Origin of the sequence: Melissospora conviva, assembly GCF_049523535.1 — a bacterium.
Taxonomy (GTDB): domain Bacteria; phylum Actinomycetota; class Actinomycetes; order Mycobacteriales; family Micromonosporaceae; genus Melissospora; species Melissospora conviva.
Map to the genome: position 1 here is coordinate 409,818 of NZ_JBLLDT010000003.1, position 25,258 is coordinate 435,075.

Annotated in this window: 22 protein-coding genes and 3 tRNA genes; 13 read left to right on the forward strand and 12 right to left on the reverse strand. The window is 71.3% G+C overall.

From position 1 onward, the window contains the following. Nucleotides 1-52: 52 nt before the first annotated feature. From ACK8GG_RS11290 to ACK8GG_RS11305, 4 genes are all read left to right on the forward strand, one after another. On the forward strand, nt 53-1,027 hold the full coding sequence (locus tag ACK8GG_RS11290) for a carbohydrate ABC transporter permease (RefSeq protein ID WP_440350166.1): 975 nt from the start codon (nt 53-55) through the stop codon (nt 1,025-1,027). A gap of 20 nt (nt 1,028-1,047) precedes the next feature. Continuing rightward, on the forward strand, nt 1,048-1,923 hold the full coding sequence (locus tag ACK8GG_RS11295; protein ID WP_440356275.1) for a carbohydrate ABC transporter permease: 876 nt from the start codon (nt 1,048-1,050) through the stop codon (nt 1,921-1,923). Further along, the gene (locus tag ACK8GG_RS11300) at nt 1,920-3,350 is read left to right on the forward strand and encodes a GH1 family beta-glucosidase (protein WP_440353585.1); all 1,431 of its coding nucleotides are present in this window, start codon (nt 1,920-1,922) and stop codon (nt 3,348-3,350) included. The genes ACK8GG_RS11295 and ACK8GG_RS11300 overlap by 4 nt, the downstream gene beginning before the upstream one ends. A gap of 80 nt (nt 3,351-3,430) precedes the next feature. Further along, entirely contained in the window at nt 3,431-4,477 is a 1,047-nt protein-coding gene (locus tag ACK8GG_RS11305; protein WP_440353586.1) for a LacI family DNA-binding transcriptional regulator, read from the forward strand. 134 nt (nt 4,478-4,611) lie between these two features. Here ACK8GG_RS11305 and ACK8GG_RS11310 read toward each other — a convergent pair whose 3' ends face one another. Beyond that, nucleotides 4,612-5,817: an acyl-CoA dehydrogenase family protein gene (locus ACK8GG_RS11310; RefSeq protein ID WP_440350169.1), complete on the reverse strand. Its 1,206-nt coding sequence runs from the start codon at nt 5,815-5,817 to the stop codon at nt 4,612-4,614. Next, nucleotides 5,817-6,896: a phosphotransferase family protein gene (locus ACK8GG_RS11315; RefSeq protein ID WP_440356248.1), complete on the reverse strand. Its 1,080-nt coding sequence runs from the start codon at nt 6,894-6,896 to the stop codon at nt 5,817-5,819. Before ACK8GG_RS11315 ends, ACK8GG_RS11310 begins: the two co-directional genes overlap by 1 nt. A gap of 150 nt (nt 6,897-7,046) precedes the next feature. On the opposite strand from ACK8GG_RS11315, the gene ACK8GG_RS11320 reads away from it, so the two are divergent. Further along, complete coding sequence (locus ACK8GG_RS11320; RefSeq protein WP_440356249.1) at nt 7,047-7,754, forward strand: ACT domain-containing protein; 708 nt, start codon at nt 7,047-7,049, stop codon at nt 7,752-7,754. Nucleotides 7,755-7,801: 47 nt separating this feature from the next. Next, the gene (locus tag ACK8GG_RS11325) at nt 7,802-8,839 is read left to right on the forward strand and encodes a GNAT family N-acetyltransferase (protein WP_440356250.1); all 1,038 of its coding nucleotides are present in this window, start codon (nt 7,802-7,804) and stop codon (nt 8,837-8,839) included. Nucleotides 8,840-8,954: 115 nt separating this feature from the next. On the opposite strand, the gene ACK8GG_RS11330 is transcribed toward ACK8GG_RS11325, so the two are convergent. The 3 genes from ACK8GG_RS11330 to bioB all read right to left on the reverse strand — a co-directional run bounded on the left by ACK8GG_RS11330 (nt 8,955) and on the right by bioB (nt 12,061). Beyond that, nucleotides 8,955-10,517 carry an aldehyde dehydrogenase family protein gene (locus ACK8GG_RS11330; RefSeq protein WP_440356251.1) on the reverse strand — a complete coding sequence of 521 codons (1,563 nt, stop codon included), beginning with the start codon at nt 10,515-10,517 and terminating at the stop codon, nt 8,955-8,957. A gap of 361 nt (nt 10,518-10,878) precedes the next feature. Next, complete coding sequence (gene bsaP, locus ACK8GG_RS11335; protein ID WP_440353591.1) at nt 10,879-11,061, reverse strand: biotin synthase auxiliary protein BsaP; 183 nt, start codon at nt 11,059-11,061, stop codon at nt 10,879-10,881. A gap of 4 nt (nt 11,062-11,065) precedes the next feature. Beyond that, nucleotides 11,066-12,061: a biotin synthase BioB gene (bioB, locus tag ACK8GG_RS11340; protein WP_440350176.1), complete on the reverse strand. Its 996-nt coding sequence runs from the start codon at nt 12,059-12,061 to the stop codon at nt 11,066-11,068. A gap of 180 nt (nt 12,062-12,241) precedes the next feature. Between bioB and ACK8GG_RS11345 the strand changes: the two genes are divergently transcribed. Next, complete coding sequence (locus tag ACK8GG_RS11345) at nt 12,242-13,381, forward strand: 8-amino-7-oxononanoate synthase (protein WP_440356252.1); 1,140 nt, start codon at nt 12,242-12,244, stop codon at nt 13,379-13,381. Nucleotides 13,382-13,398: 17 nt separating this feature from the next. Beyond that, nucleotides 13,399-14,103: a dethiobiotin synthase gene (gene bioD, locus ACK8GG_RS11350; RefSeq protein ID WP_440356276.1), complete on the forward strand. Its 705-nt coding sequence runs from the start codon at nt 13,399-13,401 to the stop codon at nt 14,101-14,103. 115 nt (nt 14,104-14,218) lie between these two features. Here bioD and ACK8GG_RS11355 read toward each other — a convergent pair whose 3' ends face one another. The 3 genes from ACK8GG_RS11355 to ACK8GG_RS11365 form a co-directional block, all read right to left on the reverse strand. Further along, entirely contained in the window at nt 14,219-15,424 is a 1,206-nt protein-coding gene (locus tag ACK8GG_RS11355; protein ID WP_440356253.1) for a cytochrome P450, read from the reverse strand. A gap of 9 nt (nt 15,425-15,433) precedes the next feature. Further along, the gene (locus ACK8GG_RS11360) at nt 15,434-16,102 is read right to left on the reverse strand and encodes a class I SAM-dependent methyltransferase (protein ID WP_440350179.1); all 669 of its coding nucleotides are present in this window, start codon (nt 16,100-16,102) and stop codon (nt 15,434-15,436) included. A gap of 84 nt (nt 16,103-16,186) precedes the next feature. Beyond that, nucleotides 16,187-19,108, reverse strand: coding sequence for a M36 family metallopeptidase (locus ACK8GG_RS11365; protein ID WP_440356254.1), 2,922 nt, complete (start codon nt 19,106-19,108; stop codon nt 16,187-16,189). A 204-nt stretch (nt 19,109-19,312) separates the two neighbouring features. Here ACK8GG_RS11365 and ACK8GG_RS11370 point away from each other — a divergent pair, with 204 nt between their 5' ends. Beyond that, nucleotides 19,313-20,527, forward strand: coding sequence for an alkane 1-monooxygenase (locus ACK8GG_RS11370; protein ID WP_440356255.1), 1,215 nt, complete (start codon nt 19,313-19,315; stop codon nt 20,525-20,527). Nucleotides 20,528-20,537: 10 nt separating this feature from the next. Here the strand turns inward: ACK8GG_RS11370 and ACK8GG_RS11375 are convergent, their stop codons facing one another. After that, nucleotides 20,538-21,125 carry a TIGR03086 family metal-binding protein gene (locus tag ACK8GG_RS11375; protein ID WP_440350182.1) on the reverse strand — a complete coding sequence of 196 codons (588 nt, stop codon included), beginning with the start codon at nt 21,123-21,125 and terminating at the stop codon, nt 20,538-20,540. A 60-nt stretch (nt 21,126-21,185) separates the two neighbouring features. After that, on the reverse strand, nt 21,186-21,788 hold the full coding sequence (locus tag ACK8GG_RS11380) for a TetR/AcrR family transcriptional regulator (protein WP_440356256.1): 603 nt from the start codon (nt 21,786-21,788) through the stop codon (nt 21,186-21,188). 307 nt (nt 21,789-22,095) lie between these two features. Between ACK8GG_RS11380 and ACK8GG_RS11385 the strand changes: the two genes are divergently transcribed. The 4 genes from ACK8GG_RS11385 (at nt 22,096) to ACK8GG_RS11400 (ending at nt 22,759) form a co-directional block, all read left to right on the forward strand. Then, a tRNA-Gly gene (locus tag ACK8GG_RS11385) sits at nt 22,096-22,168 on the forward strand. A gap of 34 nt (nt 22,169-22,202) precedes the next feature. Continuing rightward, nucleotides 22,203-22,273, forward strand: a tRNA-Cys gene (locus tag ACK8GG_RS11390). 11 nt (nt 22,274-22,284) lie between these two features. Continuing rightward, nucleotides 22,285-22,359 (forward strand) — tRNA-Val (locus ACK8GG_RS11395). A 241-nt stretch (nt 22,360-22,600) separates the two neighbouring features. Continuing rightward, a complete protein-coding gene (locus tag ACK8GG_RS11400; protein ID WP_440353597.1) occupies nt 22,601-22,759 on the forward strand; it encodes a hypothetical protein in 159 nt (52 codons plus the stop codon). A gap of 173 nt (nt 22,760-22,932) precedes the next feature. Here ACK8GG_RS11400 and ACK8GG_RS11405 read toward each other — a convergent pair whose 3' ends face one another. Both ACK8GG_RS11405 and ACK8GG_RS11410 read right to left on the reverse strand, forming a co-directional pair. After that, complete coding sequence (locus tag ACK8GG_RS11405; protein ID WP_440356257.1) at nt 22,933-23,574, reverse strand: GrpB family protein; 642 nt, start codon at nt 23,572-23,574, stop codon at nt 22,933-22,935. A 300-nt stretch (nt 23,575-23,874) separates the two neighbouring features. Beyond that, a protein-coding gene (locus ACK8GG_RS11410) for an IS3 family transposase (protein ID WP_440356258.1) occupies nt 23,875-25,043 on the reverse strand; the annotation gives its coding sequence in 2 pieces (ribosomal slippage) (nt 23,875-24,756 and nt 24,759-25,043; 1,167 coding nt in all). Nucleotides 25,044-25,258 lie beyond the last annotated feature (215 nt).

Below are 25,258 nucleotides of genomic sequence, written 5' to 3' on the forward strand. Positions count from 1 at the left end.
CGGGCGCCACCGCCGAGGTCGCCCACCGCTCGTCCTGCGAGAGGACCCCACCATGACATCCCTGGTCGACCCGGCCGCGCCCGCTCCGCCCGCCCCGCGCCGCGCTCCCGGCCCCGCCCGCCGCTACCGGCTCGCAGGCCTGGACATGCGGTACTCGCCGTACCTCTACATCGCGCCCTTCTTCGCCCTGTTCGCGATCTTCGGCTTCTTCCCGATCGTCTACACGGTCTACGTCTCCCTCTTCGACTACGACCTGCTGGCCGGCACCAAGGAGTTCGCCGGGCTGGCCAACTACCAGGCGGTGCTGGCCGACGCGCAGTTCTGGAACGCCACCTACAACACCGTCGGCATGTTCCTGGTCAGCACCGTGCCGCAGCTGCTGTTGGCCTTGATGCTGGCGAACCTGCTCAACCGCACGATGCGCGCCCGTACCGCTATCCGGATGGGCATCCTCATCCCCAACATCACCTCGGTCGCGGCCGTCGGAATCATCTTCGGGATGATCTTCGCCGACCGGTACGGCCTGGCGAGCTGGCTGCTGGAAGCCGTGGGCGTCGACCCGCCCGCCTGGCGTGACAGCCGCTACGCCTCCTGGTTCGCGGTGGCGTTCATGGTGGACTGGCGTTGGACCGGCTACAACGCGCTGATCTACCTCGGCGCGATGCAGGCCATCCCGAAGGACCTCTACGAGTCGGCCTCGCTGGACGGCGCGTCGCGCTGGCGGCAGTTCTGGCAGATCACCGTGCCGCTGATCCGCCCCACCATCCTCTTCACGATCATCATCTCGACGATCGGCGGGCTCCAGCTCTTCACCGAACCGCTGATGTACGGCTACGGCCAGCCCCGCGGCGGCGCGAACAACGAGTTCCAGACATTGGCGATGTACATCTACGAGCAGACCTTCACGGGAAGCTTCCGCTACGGCTACGGCGCGGCGATGTCCTGGCTGCTCTTCCTGATGATCATCGTCTTCGCGCTGGTCAACTTCCTGATGGTCCGCCGCTCCGTGAAGGGGGACGCGAAGTGACGACCTTGCAGACCACCCCGGTGCCGGCCTCCGCCGCTCCCGCGGCGGCCCGCCGCCGGCGTCGCCCCGGCACCGGGCTCTGGGAAGCCAGCCCGCTGACCTACCTCGCGCTGATCATCGGCATCGTGCTCTCGATCTTCCCGATCGTCTGGTCGTTCATCATCGCCTCGAAGGACAGCAGCGCCGTCTACGAGATGCCGCCGGTGCCCGGTTCGCAGCTGCTGGACAACGTCTCCCGGATGCTCGCCAACGAGGACGCCGCCTTCCTCTACGGCCTGGCGAACTCCTTCGTGGTCTCGGCCGTGGTGACGATCTCGGTGCTCTTCACCTCCACCCTGGCCGGCTTCGCCTTCGCCAAGCTGCGGTTCCGGGGTCGTGAAGGGCTGTTGCTGGGGATCGTCCTGACGATGATGGTCCCGACGCAGCTCGGCATCATCCCGCTCTATCTGATGATGGTGCAGCTGCAGTGGGCCGGCACCCTCCAGGCGGTGATCGTCCCCTTCATGGTGCAGGGCTTCGGCGTCTTCATGATGCGCCAGTACGCCGCCTCGGCGATCAGCGACGAACTGATCGAGGCAGCCCGCATCGACGGCTGCTCGACCTGGCGGGTCTACTGGAACATCGTGCTGCCGGCGCTGCGTCCGGCGATCGGCATCCTCGGCCTGCTGACCTTCATGCAGACCTGGAACGAGTTCCTCTGGCCCTTCGTGGTGCTCACCCCGAACACCCCCACCGTGCAGTACTCATTGAAGATCCTCTCCGCCGGTGTCTACTCTCAGGACTACGCCGTGCTCTTCGCGGGTACGGCGCTGGCCACCCTTCCCCTCCTGCTCGTTTTCGTGTTGTTCGGCCGCCAGATCATCGGCGGAATCATGGAAGGCGCTGTGAAGTCGTGACCAACATCAGTACCCCGACCCTGGATGCGATCGACCGCAGCAGCGCGTTGAGCTTCCCGCCCGGATTCCTCTGGGGCGCGGCGACCGCCGCCTACCAGATCGAGGGGGCGGCGGCCGTCGACGGTCGCACTCCCTCCATCTGGGACACCTTCAGCCACACGCCGGGACGGGTCGTCGAAGGGCACACCGGTGATGTGGCCTGCGACCACTACCACCGCTTCCGCGAGGACGTCCGGCTGATGGCCGACCTCGGGCTCAAGTCGTACCGGTTCTCGCTGTCCTGGTCGCGTATCCAGCCCGGCGGCAGCGGACCGGTCAACCCGGCCGGCGTGGACTTCTACCAGCGCCTCGTCGACGAGCTGCTCGCCCACGACATCGTGCCGTGGGTGACGCTCTACCACTGGGACCTGCCGCAGGAGCTGGAGGACGCCGGCGGCTGGCCGCTGCGCGACACCGCCGAGCGTTTCGCCGAGTACGCCACCGTGGCCCACGCCGCCCTCGGCGACCGGGTACGGCACTGGACCACCCTCAACGAGCCCTGGTGCTCGGCCTTCCTCGGGTACGGCTCGGGCACCCACGCCCCCGGCCGCACCGAGGCGGCATCGGCGGTACGGGCCGGGCACCACCTGTTGCTCGGCCACGGGCTGGCGACCCAGGCGCTGCGCGCCGCCGGCGGGCAGGCCGAGGTGGGGGTGACGGTGAACCTCTACCCGGTCAGCCCGCAGACCTCCGCGCCCGCCGACGTCGACGCCGCCCGGCGCATCGACGGGCTGGCGAACCGGTTCTTCCTGGACCCGATCCTGCGCGGCGAGTACCCGGCCGACCTGGTCGAGGACCTCCGGCCGGTCAGCGACATGGCGCACGTCCGCGACGGCGACCTCGCGACCATCTCCACCCCGCTGGACATGCTCGGCATCAACTACTACAGCCGCCACGTGGTGGCCGGACCGGATCCGCAGGCGCCGGCGCAGGGGTACTGGCGGCCGCCGTCGACCTGGCCGGGCAGCGAGAAGGTCCGTTTCGTCAACCGTGGGCTGCCTGTCACCGACATGGGCTGGGAGATCGACGGGGCAGGCCTGGTCGAGATCCTCACCCGGGTCCACCGCGACTACCCGGAGCTGCCGCTCTACGTCACCGAGAACGGCGCCGCCTTCACCGACACTGTCGTCGACGGCCGGGTCGACGACCCGCAGCGGCTCGCCTACTTCGACGAGCACCTGCGGGCGGCGCACGCGGCGATCAGCGCCGGGGTGCCGCTGCAGGGGTACTTCGCCTGGTCGCTGCTGGACAATTTCGAGTGGGCCTGGGGCTACACCCGGCGGTTCGGCATGATTCACGTCGACTACGACAGCCAGCGCCGCATCCCGAAGGCCAGTGCGAAGTGGTACGCGGAGGTCATCCGCCGCAACGGACTGCCCGCACAATAGGGTCGGTCGAGCCACAACCCGGTGTGGCCGCGCCGTCCCCGGCGGTCACGGCGCGCCACACCGATCCCGAGGAGCAGACGATGACCAGCCAGCACAGCCGTTCACCCGGTCGTCCGACCCTGGACGCCGTCGCGGCGCACGCGGGCGTCGGACGCGGGACAGTCTCCCGGGTCGTCAACGGCTCTCCCCAGGTCAGCCGGCAGGCACGGGAGGCTGTCGAGCGGGCGATCAGCGAACTCGGTTACGTCCCCAACCGGGCCGCCCGGGCGCTGGTCACCCGGCGGACCGACTCGATCGCGCTGGTCGTCTCCGAGTCGCAGGACCGGATCTTCACCGAGCCGTTCTTCGCCGGCATCGTGCGCGGCATCAACTCGGCGCTGCTGCCCACCCCGATCCAGCTCTGGCTGGCGATGGCCCAGTCGGCGGCCGAACGGGAACGGGTGGAGCACCACCTCACCAGCCAGCACATCGACGGCGTGCTGCTGCTCTCGCTGCACGACGACGATCCGCTGCCGACGCTGCTGGCCGAGCGGGACCTGCCGACGGTGCTCGGTGGCCGGCCCGCCCGGATGCTGCGCCCGGGGGCGCAGCCCGCGCACTTCGTCGACGTCGACAACGCCGACGGTGCCCGGCAGGCCGTGGAGTACCTCTTCGACCGCGGGTGCCGCCGGGTGGCGACCATCGCCGGACCGCAGGACATGGGGGCGGGGCTGGCCCGGCTCGCCGGCTACCGGGACGCGATGCGGGCCCGTGGTGTCGCCGTCAATCCCGGCCTGATCGCCCACGGCGACTTCAGTGAGGAGAGCGGGCAGGCCCGCATGCGGGAGCTGCTCGCCGCCCAGCCGGACCTGGACGGGGTCTTCATCGCCTCGGACCTGATGGCCTTCGGCGCGCTGCGCGCGCTGCGCGAGGCGGGCCGGCGGGTGCCCGAGGACGTCGCCGTTGTCGGCTTCGACGACGCGCCGATCGGGCGGCAGGCCGAGCCGGCGCTGACCACGGTCTTCCAGCCGGTGGAGGAGATGGGGCGGCAGATGGCGCAGCTGCTCATCGCCCGCATCCGCGGCGAGGAGCTCGCCGCGCCGTACATCCTGCTGCCCACCGCGATGGTGGTGCGCGACTCCGCCTGATTGCGCGGGGCGCGCGGCGCCTGATCCCACAGGGCAAGCGGCGAACGAACTCCCCGTCGGCGACGAGGCCGTCCGCCCCGGCCGGCGGCGGTGAGCGGCCGGCTCGGGGCGGGGGCCTCGTGCAGGGACCTGGATCAGGCGGTGGCGTAGCGGCGCAGTTCGCGGCGGGCCAGCGAGGCGCGGTGCACCTCGTCGGGGCCGTCGGCGAGCCGCAGCGAGCGTGCCGCGCTCCAGAGCGAGGCCAGCGGGGTGTCCTGGCTGACGCCCGCGCCGCCGTGCGCCTGGATCGCCTTGTCGATGACCCATTCGGTCATCGCCGGAGTGACGATCTTGATGGCCTGGATCTCGCTGTGGGCGCCCTTGTTGCCGACGGTGTCCATCAGCCAGGCGGTCTTGAGCACCAGCAGCCGGGCCTGCTCGATGCGGACCCGGGACTCGGCGATCCAGTCGCGCACCACACCCTGGTCGGCCAGCGGCCGCCCGAACGCCACCCGGTTCTGGGCGCGGCGGCAGAGCAGTTCCAGGGCGCGCTCGGCCATCCCGATCAGTCGCATGCAGTGGTGGATGCGCCCTGGCCCGAGCCGGGCCTGGGCGATGGCGAAACCGCCGCCCTGCTCGCCGATCAGGTTGCCCACCGGCACCCGTACGTCCCGGAACTCGACCTCGGCGTGCCCGCCGTGCCCGCCGTCGGTGTAGCCGAAGACGGTCATCCCGCGTACGACGGTGACGCCGGGGGTGTCGCGGGGCACCAGCACCATGCTCTGGCGGCGGTGCCGGTCGGCCTCCGGATCGGTCTTGCCCATCACGATGAAGATCTCGCAGGTCGGGTCCATCGCCCCGGTCGACCACCACTTGCGCCCGTTGATCACGTACTCGTCACCGTCGCGTTCGATGCGGGTGGCGATGTTGCCGGCGTCGGAGGAGGCGACCTCCGGCTCGGTCATGCAGAACGCCGAGTGGATCTCGCCTTCGAGCAGTGGCCGCAGCCAGCGCTCCTGCTGCTCGGCGGAGCCGAACTCGGCCAGCAGCTCCATGTTGCCGGTGTCGGGCGCGTTGCAGTTGAGCGCCTCGGGTGCGATTTGCGGACTGCGGCCGGTCAGCTCGGCCAGCGGGGCGTACTGGAGGTTGGTCAGCCCGGCGCCGTGGCGCGGGTCCGGCAGGAAGAGGTTCCACAGGCCGCGCTTGCGCGCCTCGGCCCGCAGCTCGGCCATGACCGGCGGCCGGCTCCACGGTTCGCCGTGGGCGGCGTAGAGCGGTTCGGCCGGGTAGACCCGGTCGACCAGGAACTCCTCCAGCGTCGCGCGGAGCTCTTCGGTACGGGCGTCGAAGCTGAAATCCATCATCTCTCCCCGGCAGCGGTGAGGCCGTGTGCGACCAGCGGTGCCACCATGTCGCCGATCCGGTCGAAGCCCTCGCCGAGCGTCTGCCCGAGCGTGTGGCGGTAGTGGATGCCCTCGCAGATGACCGCGAGCTTGAAACAGCCGAGCGCGATGTGCCAGTGCAGCGGGCCGACGTCGATGCCGCTGCGGGTCGCGTACCGCTCGATCAGATCGGCGCCGGCCGGGAAACCGGCGTGCGGGCCGAGACCGTCGGCGACCGGGTTGCCGGCGGCCGCCTCCTCGCCGCCCAGCACGTCCCAGTACGTCAGCAGCAGTCCCAGGTCGGCCAGCGGGTCGCCCAGCGTCGCCATCTCCCAGTCGAGCACCGCGCAGACCCGCACCGGGTCGACGAGGGTGAGCAGATTGTCCAGCCGGTAGTCGCCGTGCACGATCCGCCCCGGCCCGGTGTCGGTGGGAACGGTGGCGGCGAGCCGGTCGCGCAGCTGGTCGATGCCGGGCAGGTCGCGGCTGCGGGAACGGTCGAGCTGCCCGCTCCACCGGCGCACCTGCCGGGCCAGGAAGCCCTCCGGCCGTCCGAAGTCGGCCAGTCCGACCTCGGCCGGGTCGATGGTGTGCAGGGTCGCCAGCGTCTCCATCATCGCCATCGCCAGCTCCCGGCGCTGCTGCGGGGAGAGCGCGTCGGTCTGCTCGCGGCGGCGGTAGACGCTGCCCCGGACCCGTTCCATGAGATAGAACGGCGCACCGATGACCTCGGGGTCGGCGCAGAAGAGCACCGGCTCGGGGACCGGGACCGCGGTCGGCGCCAGCGCCGAGATGACCCGGAACTCCCGGGCCATGTCGTGCGCGGTGGCGAGCACGTGCCCCAGGGGCGGCCGGCGCAGCACCAGCTCGCGGTCCCCGGCGTCGAGCAGGTACGTCAGGTTGGACTTCCCGCCGGCGATGAGGGTCGCCGACAGCGGGGCGCCCGCCAGCGGCGGGCAGTGCGTGCGCAGATGCGCGCCCAGGTGGTGTAGGTCGAGGCCAACGGGGGAGACCGGGTCGGGCCCCGGCCGGAGGTGGGCGACGGCCGGTTCGTTCATCCAAGCAGTTGATTGCACTGAGCGTGCAAAGTCAAGAGCGATGTTCCCACCGGGGACACGGCACGGCAACCCCGGCGAAACGCCGGCCCGGCAGGCTGGGATCCGAGTTCGGCGGCGGGGCGCCGACCGCGTACGGGAGGAACGCACCACATGCTGCTCAGAGTCCGGGTGACCCTGCCCGACCGCCCGGGAACCCTCGGCCAGGTCGCGCGCACCCTCGGCGTCGCCGGCGCCGACATCGTCCAGGTGACCGTGCTGGAGCGCTTCGGTGGACGGGCGGTCGACGACTTCACCGTGGTCTGGCCCGGCGCCGCCCGCGTCGAGCGGCTGCTCGCCGGCCTGGGGGCCATCCCCGGGGTCCGGGTCGACGGCATCTGGCGGGCGATCGGCACCCCGAACACCGGGGGACAGGACGCCGAACTGCTGGCCCAGATCGCCGCGAATCCGGCCGAGGGGATCGCCATCCTGGTCGACGCGGTACCGGCGCTGATGGCGGCCGACTGGGCCGCGGCGGCGACCGTGCCGACGGACTGGGCGGCCCGCCGCGGAGTCGGCGGCGACGGCGCCACCATCGTCGCCAGCAGCTGGCGTACGCCCACCCCGTGCCGGCTTCCCGAGGTGACGCCGCTGCGCGCCCGCGCGCTCACCGGCCCGGACGCGAACCGCTGCGCCGTGGCGCCCTTCGGCCGGGCCGGCCTGGTGCTGCTCGCCTCCCGCGCCGACGCCGACAAGCTCGTCCCCGCCGAGTTCCACGCCACCGAGGTCGACCGGCTCGCGCAGCTGGTCCGCGCCGCCGCGGTGATCCTCGGTGACCGCCTCGACCTGGTGGCCGCGCCCGCGGTCACCGCCACCTCCTGATCCGGCGGGAACCACTGCCCACGCCCGCCGGCGCGAAAGGAGTGCCGATGTCCCTCTGGCGCATCCGGGCGACGGTCGACGACCGTCCCGGATATCTCTCCGTCCTCACCGCCGGCCTCGCGCTGAGCGGCGTGAACATCCTCGCGGTCCAGGTGCACACCACCGAGGCCGGCGCGGTCGACGACTTCCTCGTCGTCGCCCCGGACACCATCACGGCCGACGAGCTGATCGCCGCCGTGGAGAAGGGGCGGGGGCGGGACTGCTGGGTCGCGCGTACCGAGGTCCGCGGGCTTGTCGACCAGCCCACCTGGGCGCTGGCACAGGCCGCCCGGCTGGTGCGGGAGCCCGACGCCCTCGGCGCCGCGCTCGGCGAGCTGCTCGGCACCGAAACTGTCACCTGGCAGCCGGCGCCGGCCCCGCCGCGTTCGGGCGTCGGCACCGGCGCCCTCGCCGTCGCCGACCCCTCCGGCGGGTCGTTCGTGCTGCGCCGGTCCGCCCCGACCTTCACCCCCGCCGAGTACGCCCGCGCCCAGGCACTGGTCGAGGTGGCGGCGACGGTGACGCGCCAGGAGACCGAGCGGGTCACCCTGCTGCTCCCCGACGGCGCCGAGGTCGAGGTACGCCAGGCGGTGGCCGCCGACCTGCCGGCCGTGCTGGAGCTGCACGCCTCCTGCTCCGCGCAGAGTCTGCGCCGGCGCTACCACGGCTCCGGTACCCCCGCCCCGGGACGCCTGGGCCGCCTCATCGATCCCGGCTACGGGCTGACCCTGCTCGCGGTGACCGGGGCCGGCCGCGACGAGCGGGTGGTGGCGATGGCGAACCTGATCGGCGAGGGCGAACAGGCCGAAGGGGCCCTGCTGGTCCAGGACGACTGGCAGCGCCGCGGCCTGGCAACGGGGCTGCTGCGCCGTCTCGGCCGCCACGGCGAGCGGATCGGCTACGCCGCGCTGGTGCTGCACACCGGCGCCGAGAACACGCCGATGCTGCGCACCCTGCGCCGGCTGCACCCCGCGGCACCGCTGGAGCGCGACGCCGCGATGGTCACCGTGACGGTGCCGCTGGCCGGTACCCCGGCGCAGCTCTGACTTGAGACCGCCGGCGCCATGGTGCGCCGGCCGGATCCATCCGGGCGCGTACCGGATGGCCGGGTGCCGGGCCGGGCACAATGTCGTGCCCGGCCCGGCAGCACCGGCGTCGGGGTCAGGTGGCCGGGTAGCTGCTGTAATCCGGGAAGTTGCCGTAGAGGCGCCCGTCGCCGCCGGTGGTCACCGCCTGCACCAGCAGGTCACCGCCGACGAAGGCGCCCTTCCAGGAGGCGCCGCGGCCACCGAAGGGTTCGTCCCGGTCGCCCCGCGAGCGCGGCTTGTTGATGCCGACCTTGAACGCCTGCAGATCGACCGCGAGCTTCTCTGCCTGCTCGGTGTCGTCGCAGGCGAGGCTGGCGACGAGCGCTCCGTTGGAGGCGTTCATCGCCGCCAGCAGCTCCTCGGTGGTGTCGACAACGACGATCGTGTCGACCGGCCCGAACGGTTCGGCGTGCATCAGCCGGGAGTGGCCGGGCGGGGCGAGCAGCACCGAGGGCGCGACGTAGGCGGAGGTGTCCTGCCCGTCGAGGAACGGCGCGCCGTCGAGCTTGCCGCGGTAGAGCGGCACCGCGCCGCCGCGTACCGCCTCGTCGACCTTGCGGCGCAGCTCGTCGGCCTTGGCGGCGCTGATCAGCGGTCCGAAGTCCAGCTCCGGCAACGGGTCACCGGGACGCCAGTCCTCGTCGACGGCGAGCGGGTGCCCGAAGCGGACCGAGCGCACCACCGGCAGGTACATGTCGAGGAACTCGTCGACCAGGTCGCGCTGCACGACGAAACGCGGGTACGCGGTGCAGCGCTGCTTGCCGTACTCGAAGCCCTTCTTGAGGTGGGCGGCGAGGGTGTCCCACTGGGAGAAGTTCCAGATGCCCCAGGCGTTGAGGCCTTCCTGCTCGATGAAGTGCCGCTTGTCGGAGTCGAGCAGCGCGGCGGCGACCTTGCCGCCGTTGGAGCGGCCACCGACGAAGGCGACCGCGCCGATCTCGGGGGCGCGCACCAGCACCTCGGAGAGCTCCTCGCCGCTGCCGGAGAGGAGGGTGGCGGGCAGGCCGGCGCGGTGCATCACCGCGTGCGCCACCGTCAGGCAGACCGCTCCGCCCTGCGACGGGGTCTTGGCGATCACCGCGTTGCCGGCGAGCAGCTGCACCAGCTCGGCGTGGACCAGCACCGACATCGGGTAGTTCCACGAGGCGATGTTGCTGACCGGTCCCGGCAGGGGTTCGCGCCCGTCGGCGAGCATCCGGTCGATCTCGGCGACGTACCAGCGCACCCCGTCCAGGGCCCGGTCCACGTCGGCGCAGGCCAGCCGCCACGGCTTGCCGATCTCCCAGAGCAGCAGCAGGGCCAGCAGGTCCCGGTGGACGGTGAGCTCGTCAAGCGCGGCGGTGACCCGCGCCTTGCGTTCGGCGAGCGGGGTGGCGGCCCACTCCCGGTGCGCGGCGGCGGCGTGGGCCACGGCCTGACCGGCGGCGTCGGCGTCCAGCCGGGGCAGGTGCACGAGCAGGCTCTGGTCGACCGGCGTGCGGACCGCGCCGGGCGTGCCACCGGAGCGCCACTGGCCCTGGACGAGGTTGCGCAGGGTTACCAGGTCACCTGCGGTGTCGAAGGCCTCCGGTGCGGCGGTCCGGGCGCGGTTCAGGGTGTCGGCCCAGGCGGTTGTCTCGGCTGGTCGTAGAGCCATCGCAGTCTCCTCGGAATCTCCAGGGGAGCGGCGACGTCGATGGCACCGCTGATGTGCGGCGAAATCTGCACGCTGCGTTTACGGCCGGCAACCGTACGTTCGTATATCAGGACGACGAACGTACGGTACGGGAAGCGGGCTTCAGTGCGTTTGCGCTGGTGGCGGAGGGTGCTATGGAGTGGGGAATTGGCAGTCGTAAATGACATGCGTCACTTCCGCGGTGACGTCAGGCGTTCTTCGGATCGTTCGCCGAATCGGCTGCCGCAAACGAATCGGCCGCCGGGTGGTGTCCGGCGGCCGATCGTCGTGGAGCAGGTCGGGTCAGCTGATGGTCACCGCTCATCGTGATCCGCCGACGCGTTCAGCCCCGAATCTCGCCGTGCTCGACGCAGATCGCGGCCCAGCCGACCGGTAGCACCTGTACCTTCATTCGGCGACGGCACTGCGCGCAGTAGCGCGGCGGCTCGAGAAGCCGCGCCGCCGCGCACGTCTCGTGCGATCCCTCCGTCAGCGCCTCACCGCAGCGGTCACACCAGTTGGTCATCGGCTCAGAGCGTCGCCGAGAGGGCCTTGACCGGCATCTTCAGGTCCTCCAGCAGCGCGAGGTCCGAGTCGGCCGGCCGGCCCAGGGTGGTCAGGTAGTTGCCGACGATGACGGCGTTGATGCCGCCGAGCAGCCCGTCGCGGGTGCCCAGGTCACCGAGGGTCAGCTCGCGGCCACCGGCGTACCGCAGGATCGTGCGCGGCATGGCCAGGCGGAAGGCGGCGATGGCGCGCAGGGCGTCCTTGCCCTCGACCACCGGCTGGTCGCCGAGCGGCGTACCGGGGCGGGGGTTGAGGAAGTTCAGCGGCACCTCGTGCGGGTCCAGCTCGGCCAGCTGCGCGGCGAACTCGGCCCGCTGTTCGATCGTCTCGCCGAGGCCGAGGATGCCGCCGCAGCAGACCTCCATGCCGGACTCGCGCACCATCCGCAGCGTCTCCCAGCGCTCCTCCCAGGAGTGCGTGGTGACCACCTTCGGGAAGTGCGACTTGCAGGTCTCCAGGTTGTGGTTGTAGCGGTGCACGCCCATCTCGACCAGCTCGTCGACCTGCTCCTGGCTGAGCATGCCGAGTGAGGCGGCGACCTGGATGTCGACCTCGGCCTTGATGGCGGCGACACCCTCACGCATCTGCTTCATCAGCCGGGCGTCCGGGCCGCGGACCGCCGCCACGATGCAGAACTCCGTCGCACCGGTCGCGGCCGTCTGCTTGGCCGCCTCCACCAGCGACGGGATGTCCAGCCAGACCGAGCGCACCGGCGAGGTGAACAGCCCCGACTGGGAGCAGAAGTGGCAGTCCTCGGGGCAGCCGCCGGTCTTGAGCGAAATGATTCCCTCGACCTCGACCTCCGGGCCGCACCAGCGCATCCGTACCTCGTGGGCGAGCTGAAGGGCGGCGGGCAGGTGCTCGTCGGGCAGGTTGAGCACGGCGAGGATTCCGGCCTCGTCGAGGCCGACACCGCCTTCGAGGACCTGGGTACGAGCCCGGTCGAGGATCTCTGACATGGCCCGTACCCTACAAAACCTCGCCCCTGTCGGGAATGGCCCGGCAACGCTGTTCCAGATCCGCACCGGTACGGCCCGGCACGACGGCCGACGGATCAAGACGGCGACCGGGTGGTAATTTCGCCCGGCGGAGCGGGCCGGTCCGCCGGGGCCGGCGGCGGTCCGCCGAAAGGTGGGGACGTGACGGCAGAGTGGCTGGCGGCGCTGGACCGCAGCGCCCAGCGGCGGGCCAAGGCCGGACTGACCCGCCGGCTGCGTCCCCGTGGCCCCGCCGACGAGGTGATCGACCTCGCCGGCAACGACTACCTCGGCCTGGCCCGCCACCCGGCGGTCACCGCCGCGGCGGCCGACGCGCTGACCGCGTACGGGCTGGGGGCCACCGGCTCCCGTCTGGTCCGCGGCTCCACCGACGCCCACCGGGAGCTGGAGCGGCAACTCGCCGACTGGACCGGGACGGCCGGGGCGCTGGTCTTCTCCTCCGGGTACCTGGCCAACCTCGCCGCCGTCCGGGCGCTGGTGCGCGCCAACACCCTGCTCGTCTCCGACGCGCACAATCACGCATCGCTGATCGACGGCTGCCGCATCTCCGGCGCCCAGACGGTGGTGACACCTCACAACGACGTCGCCGCCGTCGAGGCCGCCCTCGCCGCGGCGCCGGGCCGGGACGCCGTGGTCGTCACCGAGTCGATCTTCTCGGTCGACGGTGACCTCGCACCCCTGGCCGAGCTGCACGCCTTGACCCGCCGCCACGGTGCGCTGCTCCTCGTCGACGAGGCGCACGCGCTCGGCGTCAGCGGCCCCGCCGGCGCCGGCGCGGTCGCCGAGGCCGGGCTCGCCGGCGCCCCCGACGTCATCGTCACCGCGACGCTGTCGAAGTCCCTGGGCGGGGCGGGCGGTCTCGTCGCCGGACCGGCGGAGTTCATCCGGCACCTCGTGGAGACCGGCCGCACCTTCATCTTCGACACCGCCCTGCCGCCGGCGGTGGCCGCCGGGGTGCTCGCCGCGACCCGGCTGGCCCGCGACGGCGACGATCTGCGCGCCGAACTGGCCGACCGGGCGGCGACCGCCACGACCCGGCTGCGCGCGGCCGGCCTGGCGGTCTGCACCCCCCGGGGCGGGGTGGTCTCCGCGACCGCGCCCGGCCCGGAGGCCGCGGTCGCCTGGGCAGCCGACTGCCTCGACCGCGGGGTCGCCGTCGGTTGCTTCCGGCCGCCCTCCACACCGGACCCCCGCTCCCGGCTGCGCCTGACGATCAACGCCGGCGTGCCCCGCGCCGACTTCGAGCGGGCCCTCGACATGATCGTGGAGTGCCGGCCGTGAGCCCGTGGCAGGGGCTGGTGCTGGTCACCGGCACCGACACCGGAGTCGGCAAGACCATCACCACCGCCGCGATCGTCGCCGCCGCCCAGACCGCCGGACTCAAGGTCGCCGTCGTCAAACCCGGCCAGACCGGCACAGCCACCGGCGAACCGACCGACGTGGAGACCATCGCCCGGCTCGCCACCCCGCACACCGCCCGGACGCTGGTGACCTATCCCGACCCGCTCGCCCCGCTCGCCGCGGCCCGGGTGGCCGAGCTGCCGGCACTGGACTTCGACAGCGTCGCCGACGCCGTACGCGCCGAAGCCGACACGCACGACCTGGTCCTGATCGAAGGGGCGGGCGGACTGCTGGTGCCGATGGGGTTGCGCCCCGCCGGGGAGGTCTGGACCTGTGCCGACCTGGCGGTGGCGCTCGGGGCCCCCGCCGTCGTCGTGGCCCGTCCCGGGCTCGGCACGCTCAACCACACCGCGCTGACCCTGGAGGCGCTGCGACGGCGGGAGATCCCCGCCGGGGTGGTACTCGGCAGCTGGCCCGCCCAGGCGGAGCTGGTGCACTGGTTCAACCTCAGCGAAATGGTGCCGAACCTGCTCGGTGTGCTGCCGGAGGGCGCGGGTGACATGGACGGTGGGGTCTTCCGCCGCTCCGCGCCCGGCTGGCTCACCCCGGAGCTCTACGGGGTGCTCGACGACTGGCGCGCCTGGGCCGAGGAGATCAGCTGAGTCGCTTGGGCATCCCTGCCTGACCGCGCCCCGACCGAAACACTTGACTCGTGGCCCGTGGCTGCGCACGAACGGCAACGTCACCCCCCACTTGCGTCAGTGCCCGCTCCCGCTTTCAGCCGCGGCGGATGACGAAGGCGTCCGGCATCCGGAAGGTGAGGTTGTCCGGGCACCAGGGCGGGCGGACCACCGTCGCCCCGGTCAGCAGCGGCGCCGTCTCGGCGACGACGACGGCCGCCTCCATCCGGGCGAGCTGATCACCGAGGCAGCGGTGCGGCCCGGCCCCGAAGGCCAGGTGCCGCCGCGATCCACGCCGGCCGGGCCGGAACTCCTCCGGCGAACCGGGGCCGGCCTCCTGAGGGACCAGCCCGGTCGGGGTGTCCACGATGGCCGGATCGCGGCCGGCCCGGGCCAGCCAGAGCACGATGCTCGTGCCCGCCGGCACGGCTGTGCCGTCGAGGGTGGTGTCGACGGCGGCAACCCGCCGCCAGGTGACGATCGGCGGTTCCAGCCGCAGCCCCTCCTCGACCACGTCGGCGACCGCGACGCTGCCGTCCCGGAGCCCTGCCAGCACGGCCGGCTCCCGGGTGAGCCGGTGCAGCAGCAGGGTGAGGAACTGTGAGGTGGTCTCCTGCCCGGCCACCAGCAGGAAGAAGAGCGCCCCGACGACCGTGTCGGGGCCGTGGCCGGCGGCCCGCAGGTCGGCGGCGAGCCCGCCGCCGGTGGCCGCGAACTCCCGCAGCACCTCGTGGAAGCGCCCCACCTCGGCGGCGAGGACGAGCTGCCGTTCGGCGTCCAGCGGCGCCCAGAAGAGCTCCAGCGCGGCCCGGGCGAAGTCCTTGACCGCGCTCACCGGGGCGTCGGGAAGCTCCACCAGCCGGGCCAGCACCAGCAGCGGCAGGTCCGCGGCGAGCCCGGCGTAAAGGTCCGCGCTTGCGCCCGCGTCCAGTTCGGCGGTGAGCGCGGCGACCCGCTCCCGCACCAGCCCGGTCAGCCACGGCCGCTGGGCTTCCACCCGGGAAGGGTGCAGCGCCGCCGCGACGATCGCCCGGATCTGCGGATGGCTCGCCCCGCCGTTGTTGGCCAGGGTGGGCGGCAGCCGGAACCGGTGCCGGGCCAGGATCCGCAGCGCCGCCACCGGCATCGGCGTCACCGCGTCCAGGGCGTTCTCCGGCCGGAACGTCACCGCGTCGGTGAGGACCTGGCGCACCAGCGCGTGCCGGGTCACCACCAGATGCGGTACGCCCACATGGTCGGCGACGGTGGCGACCGCCGGCCACGGGTCGTCGAGCAGGGCCGGCTCCCAGCTGCGGAAGAGCACGCCGCGACGCTAACCGGCCGCGCCGGGACGGCCGGGGTTCAGCTCCCAGACGGTGGTCTGCTTCACCGTGACGCTCTCCAGGGCCGGTGGCACGGGGACCTCATAGACGGCGAGTTCCCGGAAGCGCTCGCGGGGCAGGAAGGCCCGGCCCGGGTCGCCCACCAGCACCCGCGCACCGGCGCGCGCCGCCCGCAGCTGGAAACGGAGCATCCGCCGGGCCATCGCGTCGCTGTAGAAGACGTCCCCGGCCAGCACCACCTCCGCGTCGCCGGCGTCGCCGTCGAGCAGGTCGGCCAGCTCGGCGTCGACGGGTACGCCGTTGGCCTCGGCGTTGAGGAGTATCGCCGCCACCGCGCGCTCGTCGACTTCGACGGCGCGTACCGAGGTCGCCCCGGCCCGCATCGCCGCGATCGCCACCAGCCCGGAGCCGGCGGCGAGATCCAGCACCCGCCGGCCGCGGACGACCTCGGGGTGGTCGAGCACGTAACGGGCCAGGGCCTGACCGCCGGCCCAGGCGAACGCCCAGAACGGCGGCGGCTGGTCACTGCGGAACTCGCCCTCGGTCAGCTCCCAGAGCCCGATCGGCTCGTCGGCCTGGTGCAGCCGCACCTCTGGCACGAACGGCACCGGGGCGAGCGTGGCGTGCAGCCGGACGAAGTCGCTGGCGATGTCGGACACGCTCGGCATTCTGCCCGGCGCGTCTGCGGCACCAGTACGGGGTGGTCCGGGCCGGCCGTGCGTACGGCCGGCCCGGACCGGTCGTCACTTCGTGAAGACCTGGAACTCGCTGATGCGTACCTGGTCGCGCGACGGGCTGGCCGTCGCGCAGTCGGTCTGCGTACGCGGGTCGTCGTCCTGCTCACCGGCGTAGTGCGGGCCGCCGGTGCACTGGCTGTCCACCACCTCGATCTGCACGTGCGTCGCGATCGTCGGGAAGATCGTGAACGAGCGCAGGTTGATGTCGCGGGTGTAGGGCCGGTACGCCCCACCGGGGAACGCGTCACTGCGGCTGACGTAGACAGTGCGGAAGTTCGCCTGGTCCGTGCAGTCGCGCAGCAGCCCGTTGCAGGCGAGCACCTTGAACGACCGCAGCGCGCTGAGGGCGTTCTGGCTGCCGGCGTCGGCGTCGCCGGTGATCGCCGGCCGGAGCATGGCGCTGACGTTGACCTTGGAGACCAGCTGCGGCCCGTTTCCGGCCAGGTCGACCGTGATCCGGCGGCCCGCCACGCCGTCGCGGGAGGCCCAGTTGGTGGCCTCGGTGTCGTCGGCGATCTGCTCCAGGTTCAGCCCGTCACCGCTGACCACGGCGCCGGAGGCGATGGAGGCGAGGTTGCGGTCCAGCGCCAGGTTCAGCTTGAGCGGCACCCCGGCCCGTGCGGTCACCGTGAACCGCTCGTGCCCGAAGCCGGGTGCGACGGCGAGCAGTTCGTACTTGCCGGGCACCAGCTCGAAGTTCGCACCGAGCTCGGTCGCCGGGTCGGTGTCGGCGATCGGGGTGGCCCGCGCCTCGTACGCGCCGACGTAGAGCCGGATCGCCGCGTCCTTGCTCTGCCCGCGGCCGGCGAGGGTGACCTGCGCGTTGCGCCCGTGCGGGCTGGCGAAGCTCGGCGTGGGGTCGGTGTCACCGGCGCCGTTGGTGACGGCGTCGCGGCCCATCCCGGAACGGGCGAACTCGGCCCAGATCAGCTCCTGGTTCGCCCCGCCGAAGCGCAGCAGGTCGGCGGTGAGCATGTTGTCGCGCATGTCGAGCATGCTCACCTGACTGGCGGCCTGCAGCAGGAACGAGTCGAAGACCAGCTGCGACCAGCGCCGGTTGCCGGGGCACTGGTCGGCGTCCCGGCGCCCCTGGGCGCAGTCGAGCTGGATCTGCGGGGTGCCGAGTCCGTAGCGCTTGACGAAGGCCGTGCGGATGCGGTGGTTGGTGGCGCCCCAGATCTCACCGTCGGCGTGCACGGCCGGACCGCCGGTGTTGTAGCCGACGTCGGAGTAGTTCAGCGGGCTGCGGCTCAGGTCGTAGTTACGGATGCCGCTGACCAGGTTGCCGGTGACGTAGCCGCCGGTGACGAAGGGCGTCTCGCCCGGCGCCCGCAGGCCGTTCTGGAAGAGGTACTCCGCGGCGAGCAGGTCGCTCCACGACTCGCCCATCGAGCCGCCCTGGTGGCCGCCGATGCCGCTGTTCGGGCCGGCGATCATGCGGTTGGTGATGGCGTGGGTGTACTCGTGGCCGATCACCGTCATGTCGTAGTCGCCGTCGACACACGGCGGGTACGGCCCACCGGCGACCGGCTGCCAGAGGTACATGTTCGTCGTCGGCGGCAGACCGTCACGCGGGGTGCCCTGGTTGGCGTTGTTGCGGTTGCCGCTGATCGCGCCCTGCTGGGCGCGCCCCTGTTCGGCGTCGCCGCCGAGCCCCTCGGGCGTGAGGTTGACCGCCTGCAGGTTCCAGGTCGCCTCGGTGAAGCCCAGGTGGTACGACCAGTCGTGCATCCGGTTGTGCATGGCGAAGAGGTTCGCCATCGCGGCGTCGTCGTCGTTGCGCTGGGCGGAGGTGAAGACCTCCGGGTTGCAGCGGGCGGCGTGCCACTGGTCGGTGAAGGCGTACTCGTAGGTGCGGTCCGGGCTGGTCGTCGCCGGGATCGACGGGGTGCCACCGCCCCAGGCGCGTACGGTCGCGGCCGAGTTGCCGCTGGTGGTGAAGGTCGGCTCGCCGGTGGTCAGGTCGATGTCCCAGGCCTGGCCGCTCGCCGGGTCCCGGTAGGCGCGGTCGCAGTCCGGGGCCGCGTCGGCGCACCAGCGTTCCCGGTTGTCCGGGGCGGGGTTGCCGGGCCGGGGAGCAGCGGGGAAGACCGCCCAGCTGGGGTTGTCGGAGTCGAAGTCGACCAGGTCCTCGCGGATCAGCACCGTGCCGTCGATGCCGTCCACATAGGTGGTGAAGGCGGCGGGCTCGTCGGTGCCGGCGGCGATCAGCGTCACCTCGTAGGCGCTGCGCACCCCGTCGAGCGGCGTGGGAACCGCCACCTCCCGTACGGCGTGGCTGGTGAGCTGCTCGGCGGTGAGGCCGGCGTCGGCGAGCGCAGCCGCGTACGCCTGCTCGGAGGTGAGGGTGGCCGCGGCGGGCGCGCTGGTGTCGCGCGACAGCGACGAGCTGACCGACAGGACGGTGCCGTTGGTGACGGCGACGGTGACGAGGCCGTCGTGTCCGGCGGGCAGGTCACCGAAGACCTGCTGCAGGGTCACCACGGCGCCCGCGCCGATGTCGCGGACCAGCACGGTCTTCATGGCGCCGACGGAGGCCTCGTCGAGACCGAAGAGGTCGTTGTTCTCGATGAGGTACTGGCGGGCGGTCTGCTCCGGATTCTTCGGCAGTCCCTGGGCCAGGGGGGTCTCGGCGGGGCCGAGGGCGTGCGGGGTGCCGAGCCGGTTCCAGCGCACGCTCGGGTCCTGCCGGGTGGCCAGCCCGCGCTGCCGGGCGTCGGGAGCGGCGGAGCCGCGCCGGTTGTCGATGTCGCGGTGGGTGTGCCCGTCCGCTTCGGCGAAGGGCCCCGACGTTATTTCCAGGCCCGCGCCGCCGGGGGCGGCGCTGGCGGTGGCCCCGACCGGGACGAGGGCGATGAGGAGGGTGGCGGCGGCGAGGGCGGGAAGTGTCGGGCGGAAGGGAAAGCGGTGTGAATCCGGTCTGCGCACGGGGCCTCCTGTGGCCGTCGGCAGCGGCACGCCCGCGCCGCTCGGACGAGCGGCGGACGTGATCACATGGAGACCCTTGGATATCATTCACCTTCGGACCTGGCAAGGTCCTCGATGCGTCACATCGAATTCACCCTTGTGAAACCTGTGAGGTTCGTGACACGCTTTCGCCAAGCGGCTCCGTACCCCCCCGGAGGTTTGGCGATGGCCACCGAGACTGCTCAGACCCCCGCACCGAGCTGGCAGGACACCCGCAAGCCCTTCTGGCCACTGGCGCTCGGCGTTCCGCTGCTGCCCTTCCTCGGCTTCCTGGTGTGGCAGGGCACGGGCGGCTCCTGGTGGGCCTGGTGGCTGGCCCCCGTGATCGTCTTCGGGGTCATCCCCGCCGTGGACCTGCTCATCGGCGACAACCGGGACAACCCCCCCGACGAGGAGTTCTCCCGCCTCCAGGGCGAGGGCTACTACCGCTGGCTGACCTACCTCTACCTGCCGCTGCAGTACCTGGGGCTGCTCGTCGGCTGCTGGGTCTGGGTCAACGGCGATCTCTCCCTCGCCGGCGCCGCCGGGCTGATCGCCACCCTGGCGGTGGTCAACGGCATCGCCATCAACACCGCCCACGAGCTCGGCCACAAGCGGGAGAACGTCGAACGCTGGCTGTCGAAGATCGCCCTCGCGCCCACCGGCTACGGCCACTTCTACGTCGAGCACAACCGCGGCCACCACACCCGCGTCGCCACCCCGGAGGACCCGGCCAGTTCCCGGCTGGGGGAGAGCTTCTGGGCCTTCTGGCCGCGTACGGTGATCGGGAGCCTGCGCTCGGCGTGGCGGCTGGAGACCTCACGCTTCCGCATCCGCGGCCGCAGCCCCTGGACGCCGCGCAACGACGTCCTCAACGCCTGGGCGATGACGGTGCTGCTCTTCGCCGCCCTGGCGGTCTTCTTCGGCCCCGGCGTGCTGCCGTTCCTGCTGCTGCAGGGGATCTTCGGCTTCTCGCTGCTGGAGGTCGTCAACTACCTCGAGCACTACGGCCTCTGCCGGCAGCGCAACGCCGCCGGCCGCTACGAGAAGGTCGACCCGCGGCACAGCTGGAACAGCGACCGTACGGTCACCAACGTCTTCCTCTTCCAGCTCCAGCGGCACAGCGACCACCACGCCAACCCGCTGCGCCGCTACCAGACGCTGCGCAGCTTCGACTTCTCGCCGCAGCTGCCCGCCGGCTACGCCAGCATGATCGTGCTCGCGCTGGTCACGCCGCTGTGGCGGCGGGTGATGGACCCCCGGGTCGTCGCCCACTACGAGGGCGACCTCGCCCTGGCCAACGTCTCCCCGCGCGCCCTGCCCGGCCTGCGCCGCCGCTTCGCCGCAACCGGCCAGACCCCTACGGCGCAGGGTACGGCCGGCGGGGCCCCGGCAACCTGAATCGTCCGTCTCAGCTGTCGGGGGCCCAGTCGGGATCCCGGCCGAAGGCGGCGAGCAGACGGTCCTGTTCGTCGGCCCCGGCGGGCACGTCGACCCCGGTCCGGATCAGCTGGCCGGCCTGATAGTTGGCGACGCGGCTGGTGAACCAGTCGGCGCACTCGTGCACCACGGCCGGGTCCAGCCCCGGGTCGACACCGATCGCCACCGCCAGGTCCCAGCCGTGGATCAGGTGCTCGGCGAGCATCTGGTGCAGATACTCCTCCGCGGGGATCTCCCCGGCCGGCCCGCGCACGGTCCGGTCCAGCACGTCGGCGCTGCTTACCGCCCCGTCCGCCGCGGCGGCTGCCTCCTCGGCGGCCCGGACCGGATCCGGGCCGAGCAGATCCTGACCCTGACCGTCCTCGTGGCCGATGTCTGCCGCCGTCTCCCCGGCCAGCACCGGAGCGGTCTGCCGGTCCACCCCGACGACATGGTTGACCAAGGCGCGGACGTCCCACTCGCGGCAGGGTGTCGGTGCCGACCACTGCGCCGGGTCGACCTGGCCCACCCGGTCGGTGAACTCACGCAACCCTCGTCGGTACGCCTCAAGCAGTTCCATGTCCCCGTCGTTCCCGCGCTCCGCCCGGTTACGCCCGGCCGGGCCGAACTGCCGGAAGAGTCAGGCCAGCCTGGCGGGGTCCAGCCCGACCTCGCGGGCAGTGGAGAGGCGGACCCACTCGGTCACCTGCCGCCGCGAGATCATCCGCTCGTGCACGGCGTACTGCAGGGCCAGGCCGTCCATCACGGCGTTGATCCGCCAGGCGGCGCCGGTGGGATCCGGGCAGTCGAAGACCCCCTCGGTCACCCCGTCCTCGATGACCCGGCTCAGGTCCTGCCGCCAGCGCAGGTCCAGCCGCCGGCAGACCTTCTCCAATTCCGGCGTACGCATCGACTCCGCCCAGCCGTCGATCCAGAGCGACCAGGCGGGGACACGACCGACGGGGGAGTAGAGCTTCACCAGCCGCTTGAGCCGGGTCAGCGCGTCGGCGCCGGAGCGGGCAACGGAGTCCAGCCGGGCGATGTCCTGCTCGGCGGCGTACTCGAAGGCCTGCGCGAGCAGGCGCTCCTTGGTGGTGAAGTGGTAGAAGACGAGGGCCTGACTCACCCCGGCGGCCTCCGCGACGTCCGCGGTGCGGGTGTTGGAGATGCCCCGGCGCACGATCACCTCGCAGGCGGTGCGGAGCAGGGAATCCAGGCGTACCTCGGCCAGACTTCTCGTCACGGCGTCACCGTAACTTACACAACCGACCACATGGGGTAACGAACGCCTTCACGGGACCTGCATGTCGCGAAGGTGACCAAGCCGGGCGGAACGGACGCTGAATGTCTCCCGGTATCTGGATCTCCGACGTCAACGTTTCGGCCGTCGCCTGGCCCGCCGCTCGCCGTACGCCGGGGCCCGCGTGGCCCCGGCGCGCGGCCCGAACGCGCGGGTGGGGGGCCGGATTTGGCAACTGATCCTCGACCGGCTAAAGTTCTCATCCGTCACCGGGAAACGCCGGAGACAGCCGCCGGGGCACCGGCGGCACGCGGACGTAGCGCAGCTGGTAGCGCATCACCTTGCCAAGGTGAGGGTCGCGGGTTCGAATCCCGTCGTCCGCTCGGAGAGATCATCACGCAAGTGAAGGTCTGGCTCGGTGGAGTGGCCGAGAGGCGAGGCAACGGCCTGCAAAGCCGTGTACACGGGTTCAAATCCCGTCTCCACCTCGCAACAACGAGGGCGATTGGCGCAGTGGGAGCGCGCTTCCTTGACACGGAAGAGGTCACTGGTTCAAACCCAGTATCGCCCACCAGATGAGGGGCCATGTCCGGCAACGGACATGGCCCCTTTGGTGTGTCCAGTTGTCTAACTGAGTGACTACTCCTCAGGCTTCCGGTCAACATCAAAGATCCAATCCATGACGGCGGCGCCGGTCGGCAAACCGGTCGCAGCTGATGCCGGTAGACCTTCTCAGTGACGCTGGTGCCGGAGTGACCGCAGAGATCAGCGATGTCGGGCGGGGAACCTTCTTGTACCTGGCTGGTGTCCACGCCATGGGAACTATCGGCGTCACCCAGTACCTCGAAGAGCACCTGGACGAGCTGTACCGCGAGCTGAAGAACCGCCGGTTCTCCCTGCTGGTGCGCTGCGCGTACGACCCGGCCAGCCGGGCGGTGACGGGGGTCGAGGCGCTGACGTCCGTACCGCAGTGAGGGTGTGGCCTGATGCGTGTCTCGACCGCCTCGGAGGCCGGCAACCCGTCCTCGCCCAGCGAGGATTTGGGCGATGGTCAGCGAGAATCTGATCGTGGTTCTCGACGGCGCCACCGCACGCACCGACACCAGGTGCGTCCACGGCATTGCCTGGTATGCGGTCAAGCTCGCCATCAATCGGGGTCAGGTAGGGGTCGGTCGCTGGCTGCCGCGAAGATGCGTGCAAGGATCCGGTCGATGACGTCGTTCTTCGCCAGGCTGTAGTCACCGGCTCGGTGGACCGTGTCCCGCGCGAGGCTCCGCTTGGTCGCGGCGTAGAGCTCCCGGTCTTCTGGATGCGAGCGCAGCCAGTCGCGGAAGAGCCTGTGCCTGATCGGTTCGGGCGCGTCCCGCGGCCAAACGTGAAGATTGATGTCTTCCGCAGGGCCAACCAGCATCCGGTGCCCGTGCCACCACGGCTGGTGGAGAACGAGTCGGTACCCGATCCCTTCAAGGGCGGGGATGTAGCGGGACTCGTCCGCCGTGTCTTCAAGCAGGAGATCGATGTCGATGATGGGCTTGGCTGCCAGGCCCGGCACCGATGTGGATCCTACGTGTTCGGTGTTGAGGATCAGCTCGCCCAAAACCTCCTTGAACAGGGAACTGGTAGCAGCGTATCGAGCAGCCCATGCCGGGTCGTAATCCTCGATGATGATCGACTGCCAATTCTTCGGAGCTTCTCCTACCAAGCCGTCATCTACTTGCTCAGGCGGTGCATGGAAGCGTTGTACAACTTCCTGCGGGTACTCAGCCGACCCAACCTCCCGAAGAATCAAAGTCGGCCAGCATACGACACGGGGACTGCTGAAGCGAGCCGGTTCGTCCGCTGATCGGCTAGAAGCGGATAAGATCACCCACCTCAGGCGGCCCATGCTCACGGCGGGTAGCCAACGAGCCGGGACGTCGTGTCACGGATCTAATGAAGCCACGACGTAACGCATCAAGCGGAGTACGACAGCCGACTGCCGGTGAAGTGGTGAGAACCTTTCTGTACGTCTTCAAGGCGGCCCTGAACGGGCCGCACGCGTCGCCACCTGGGCGCGCGGGTCTGCTGCACCGATAGGTGACAGTTGTAGTCACGCGGCCTGACTGGCCAGTGGGGTCATGATGGTCTCGTACTCGATAGGGGTCAACCGGGACAGGGATCGTTGGCGTCGACGGCGGTGGTAGGTCCGTTCGACCCAGGTCACGATCGCGATCCTCAGTTGTTGCCGGGTCGTCCAGGTTCGGCGGTCGAGGACGTTGTTCTGCAGCAGGCCGAAGAACGACTCCATGGCAGCGTTGTCGCCGGCGGCGCCGACTCTGCCCATCGACCCGATCATGTGGTGCTGGTGGAGGGCGTGGACGAATTTTCGGCTTCGGAATTGCGACCCGCGGTCGGTGTGCAGCACGCAGCCGGCCACGTCACCACGGCGGGCTACGGCGTTGTGCAGGGCGTTGACGGCCAGGCGCGACTTCATGCGTGAGTCGATGGAGTAGCCGACGATCCGGTGGGACCACACGTCCTTGATCGCGCACAGGTAGAGCTTGCCTTCGCCGGTGCGGTGCTCGGTGATGTCGGCCAACCACAACCGGTTCGGGCCGTCGGCGGTGAAGTCCCTGCGCACCAGGTCGTCGTGCACCGGCGGGCCGACCTTGCCGCCCTTGCCTCGCCTGCGTTTCTTGCCGAAGGTTGACCACCAGCCGTTGCCGGAGCAGATCCGCCACGCGGTCCGGTCCGTCATCGGCTGCCCGGCCGCGGCCGCCTCATCGACCAGGAACCGGTAGCCGAACTCCGGGTCATCGCGGTGGGCGTCGAACAACGCGTCCGCCCGATACGCCTGCGCCAGTTCAGCGTCGGTGACACGGCGGACACGCCACCGGTAGTAGGGCTGACGAGCGATCTTCAACACCCGGCACGTCACCGCCACGGGGATCCCGTCGGCGGCCAGCTCGCTCACGAGCGGGTAGAGCCTTTTCCCGGCAGGTTCGCCTGCGACAAGTACGCAGCGGCCCGACGCAGGACCTCGTTCTCCTGCTCCAACAACCGGATCCGCTTGCGCGCCTCACGCAGCTCGGCCGACTCACCACGGGTCACACCCGGCTTGGCGCCGACCTCGACGTCGGCCTGGCGCAGCCACTTGAACAACGTCATCGGGTGGACCCCGAAGTCCTTGGCGATCTGCTCGACCGTCACACCCGGATCACGGTCACGAGCCACACGCACGACGTCATCACGGAACTCTCGAGGGTAGGGCTTGGGCACAGCAACATCCTTCCAGCCCGCCACCAGGGCAAGCCATCTCAGATGTCACCTATCGGTGCAGCAGACCCATCTATCCGCGTCTGCCGGGTGACTAGCTGGGTGACGATGGGAGCGGTCGCCAGCGGACGACGGTGGACGTGAGGTTCCCCCGGTAGCTCGGAGGCTTTCGATCATGCTCTGATGGAGCTGAAGGGAGTCATTCGTGGCAGCACCGA

What these genes read in the sequence shown, in the direction of transcription:
- ACK8GG_RS11290 (WP_440350166.1), top strand. Translation starts at nt 53, where the DNA reads ATGACATCCCTGGTCGACCCGGCCGCGCCCGCTCCGCCCGCCCCGCGC.
- ACK8GG_RS11305 (WP_440353586.1), top strand. Translation starts at nt 3,431, where the DNA reads ATGACCAGCCAGCACAGCCGTTCACCCGGTCGTCCGACCCTGGACGCC.
- ACK8GG_RS11310 (WP_440350169.1), bottom strand. Translation starts at nt 5,817, where the DNA reads ATGGATTTCAGCTTCGACGCCCGTACCGAAGAGCTCCGCGCGACGCTG.
- ACK8GG_RS11315 (WP_440356248.1), bottom strand. Translation starts at nt 6,896, where the DNA reads ATGAACGAACCGGCCGTCGCCCACCTCCGGCCGGGGCCCGACCCGGTC.
- ACK8GG_RS11320 (WP_440356249.1), top strand. Translation starts at nt 7,047, where the DNA reads ATGCTGCTCAGAGTCCGGGTGACCCTGCCCGACCGCCCGGGAACCCTC.
- ACK8GG_RS11325 (WP_440356250.1), top strand. Translation starts at nt 7,802, where the DNA reads ATGTCCCTCTGGCGCATCCGGGCGACGGTCGACGACCGTCCCGGATAT.
- ACK8GG_RS11330 (WP_440356251.1), bottom strand. Translation starts at nt 10,517, where the DNA reads ATGGCTCTACGACCAGCCGAGACAACCGCCTGGGCCGACACCCTGAAC.
- bsaP (WP_440353591.1), bottom strand. Translation starts at nt 11,061, where the DNA reads ATGACCAACTGGTGTGACCGCTGCGGTGAGGCGCTGACGGAGGGATCG.
- bioB (WP_440350176.1), bottom strand. Translation starts at nt 12,061, where the DNA reads ATGTCAGAGATCCTCGACCGGGCTCGTACCCAGGTCCTCGAAGGCGGT.
- ACK8GG_RS11370 (WP_440356255.1), top strand. Translation starts at nt 19,313, where the DNA reads ATGGCCACCGAGACTGCTCAGACCCCCGCACCGAGCTGGCAGGACACC.
- ACK8GG_RS11375 (WP_440350182.1), bottom strand. Translation starts at nt 21,125, where the DNA reads ATGGAACTGCTTGAGGCGTACCGACGAGGGTTGCGTGAGTTCACCGAC.
- ACK8GG_RS11400 (WP_440353597.1), top strand. Translation starts at nt 22,601, where the DNA reads ATGGGAACTATCGGCGTCACCCAGTACCTCGAAGAGCACCTGGACGAG.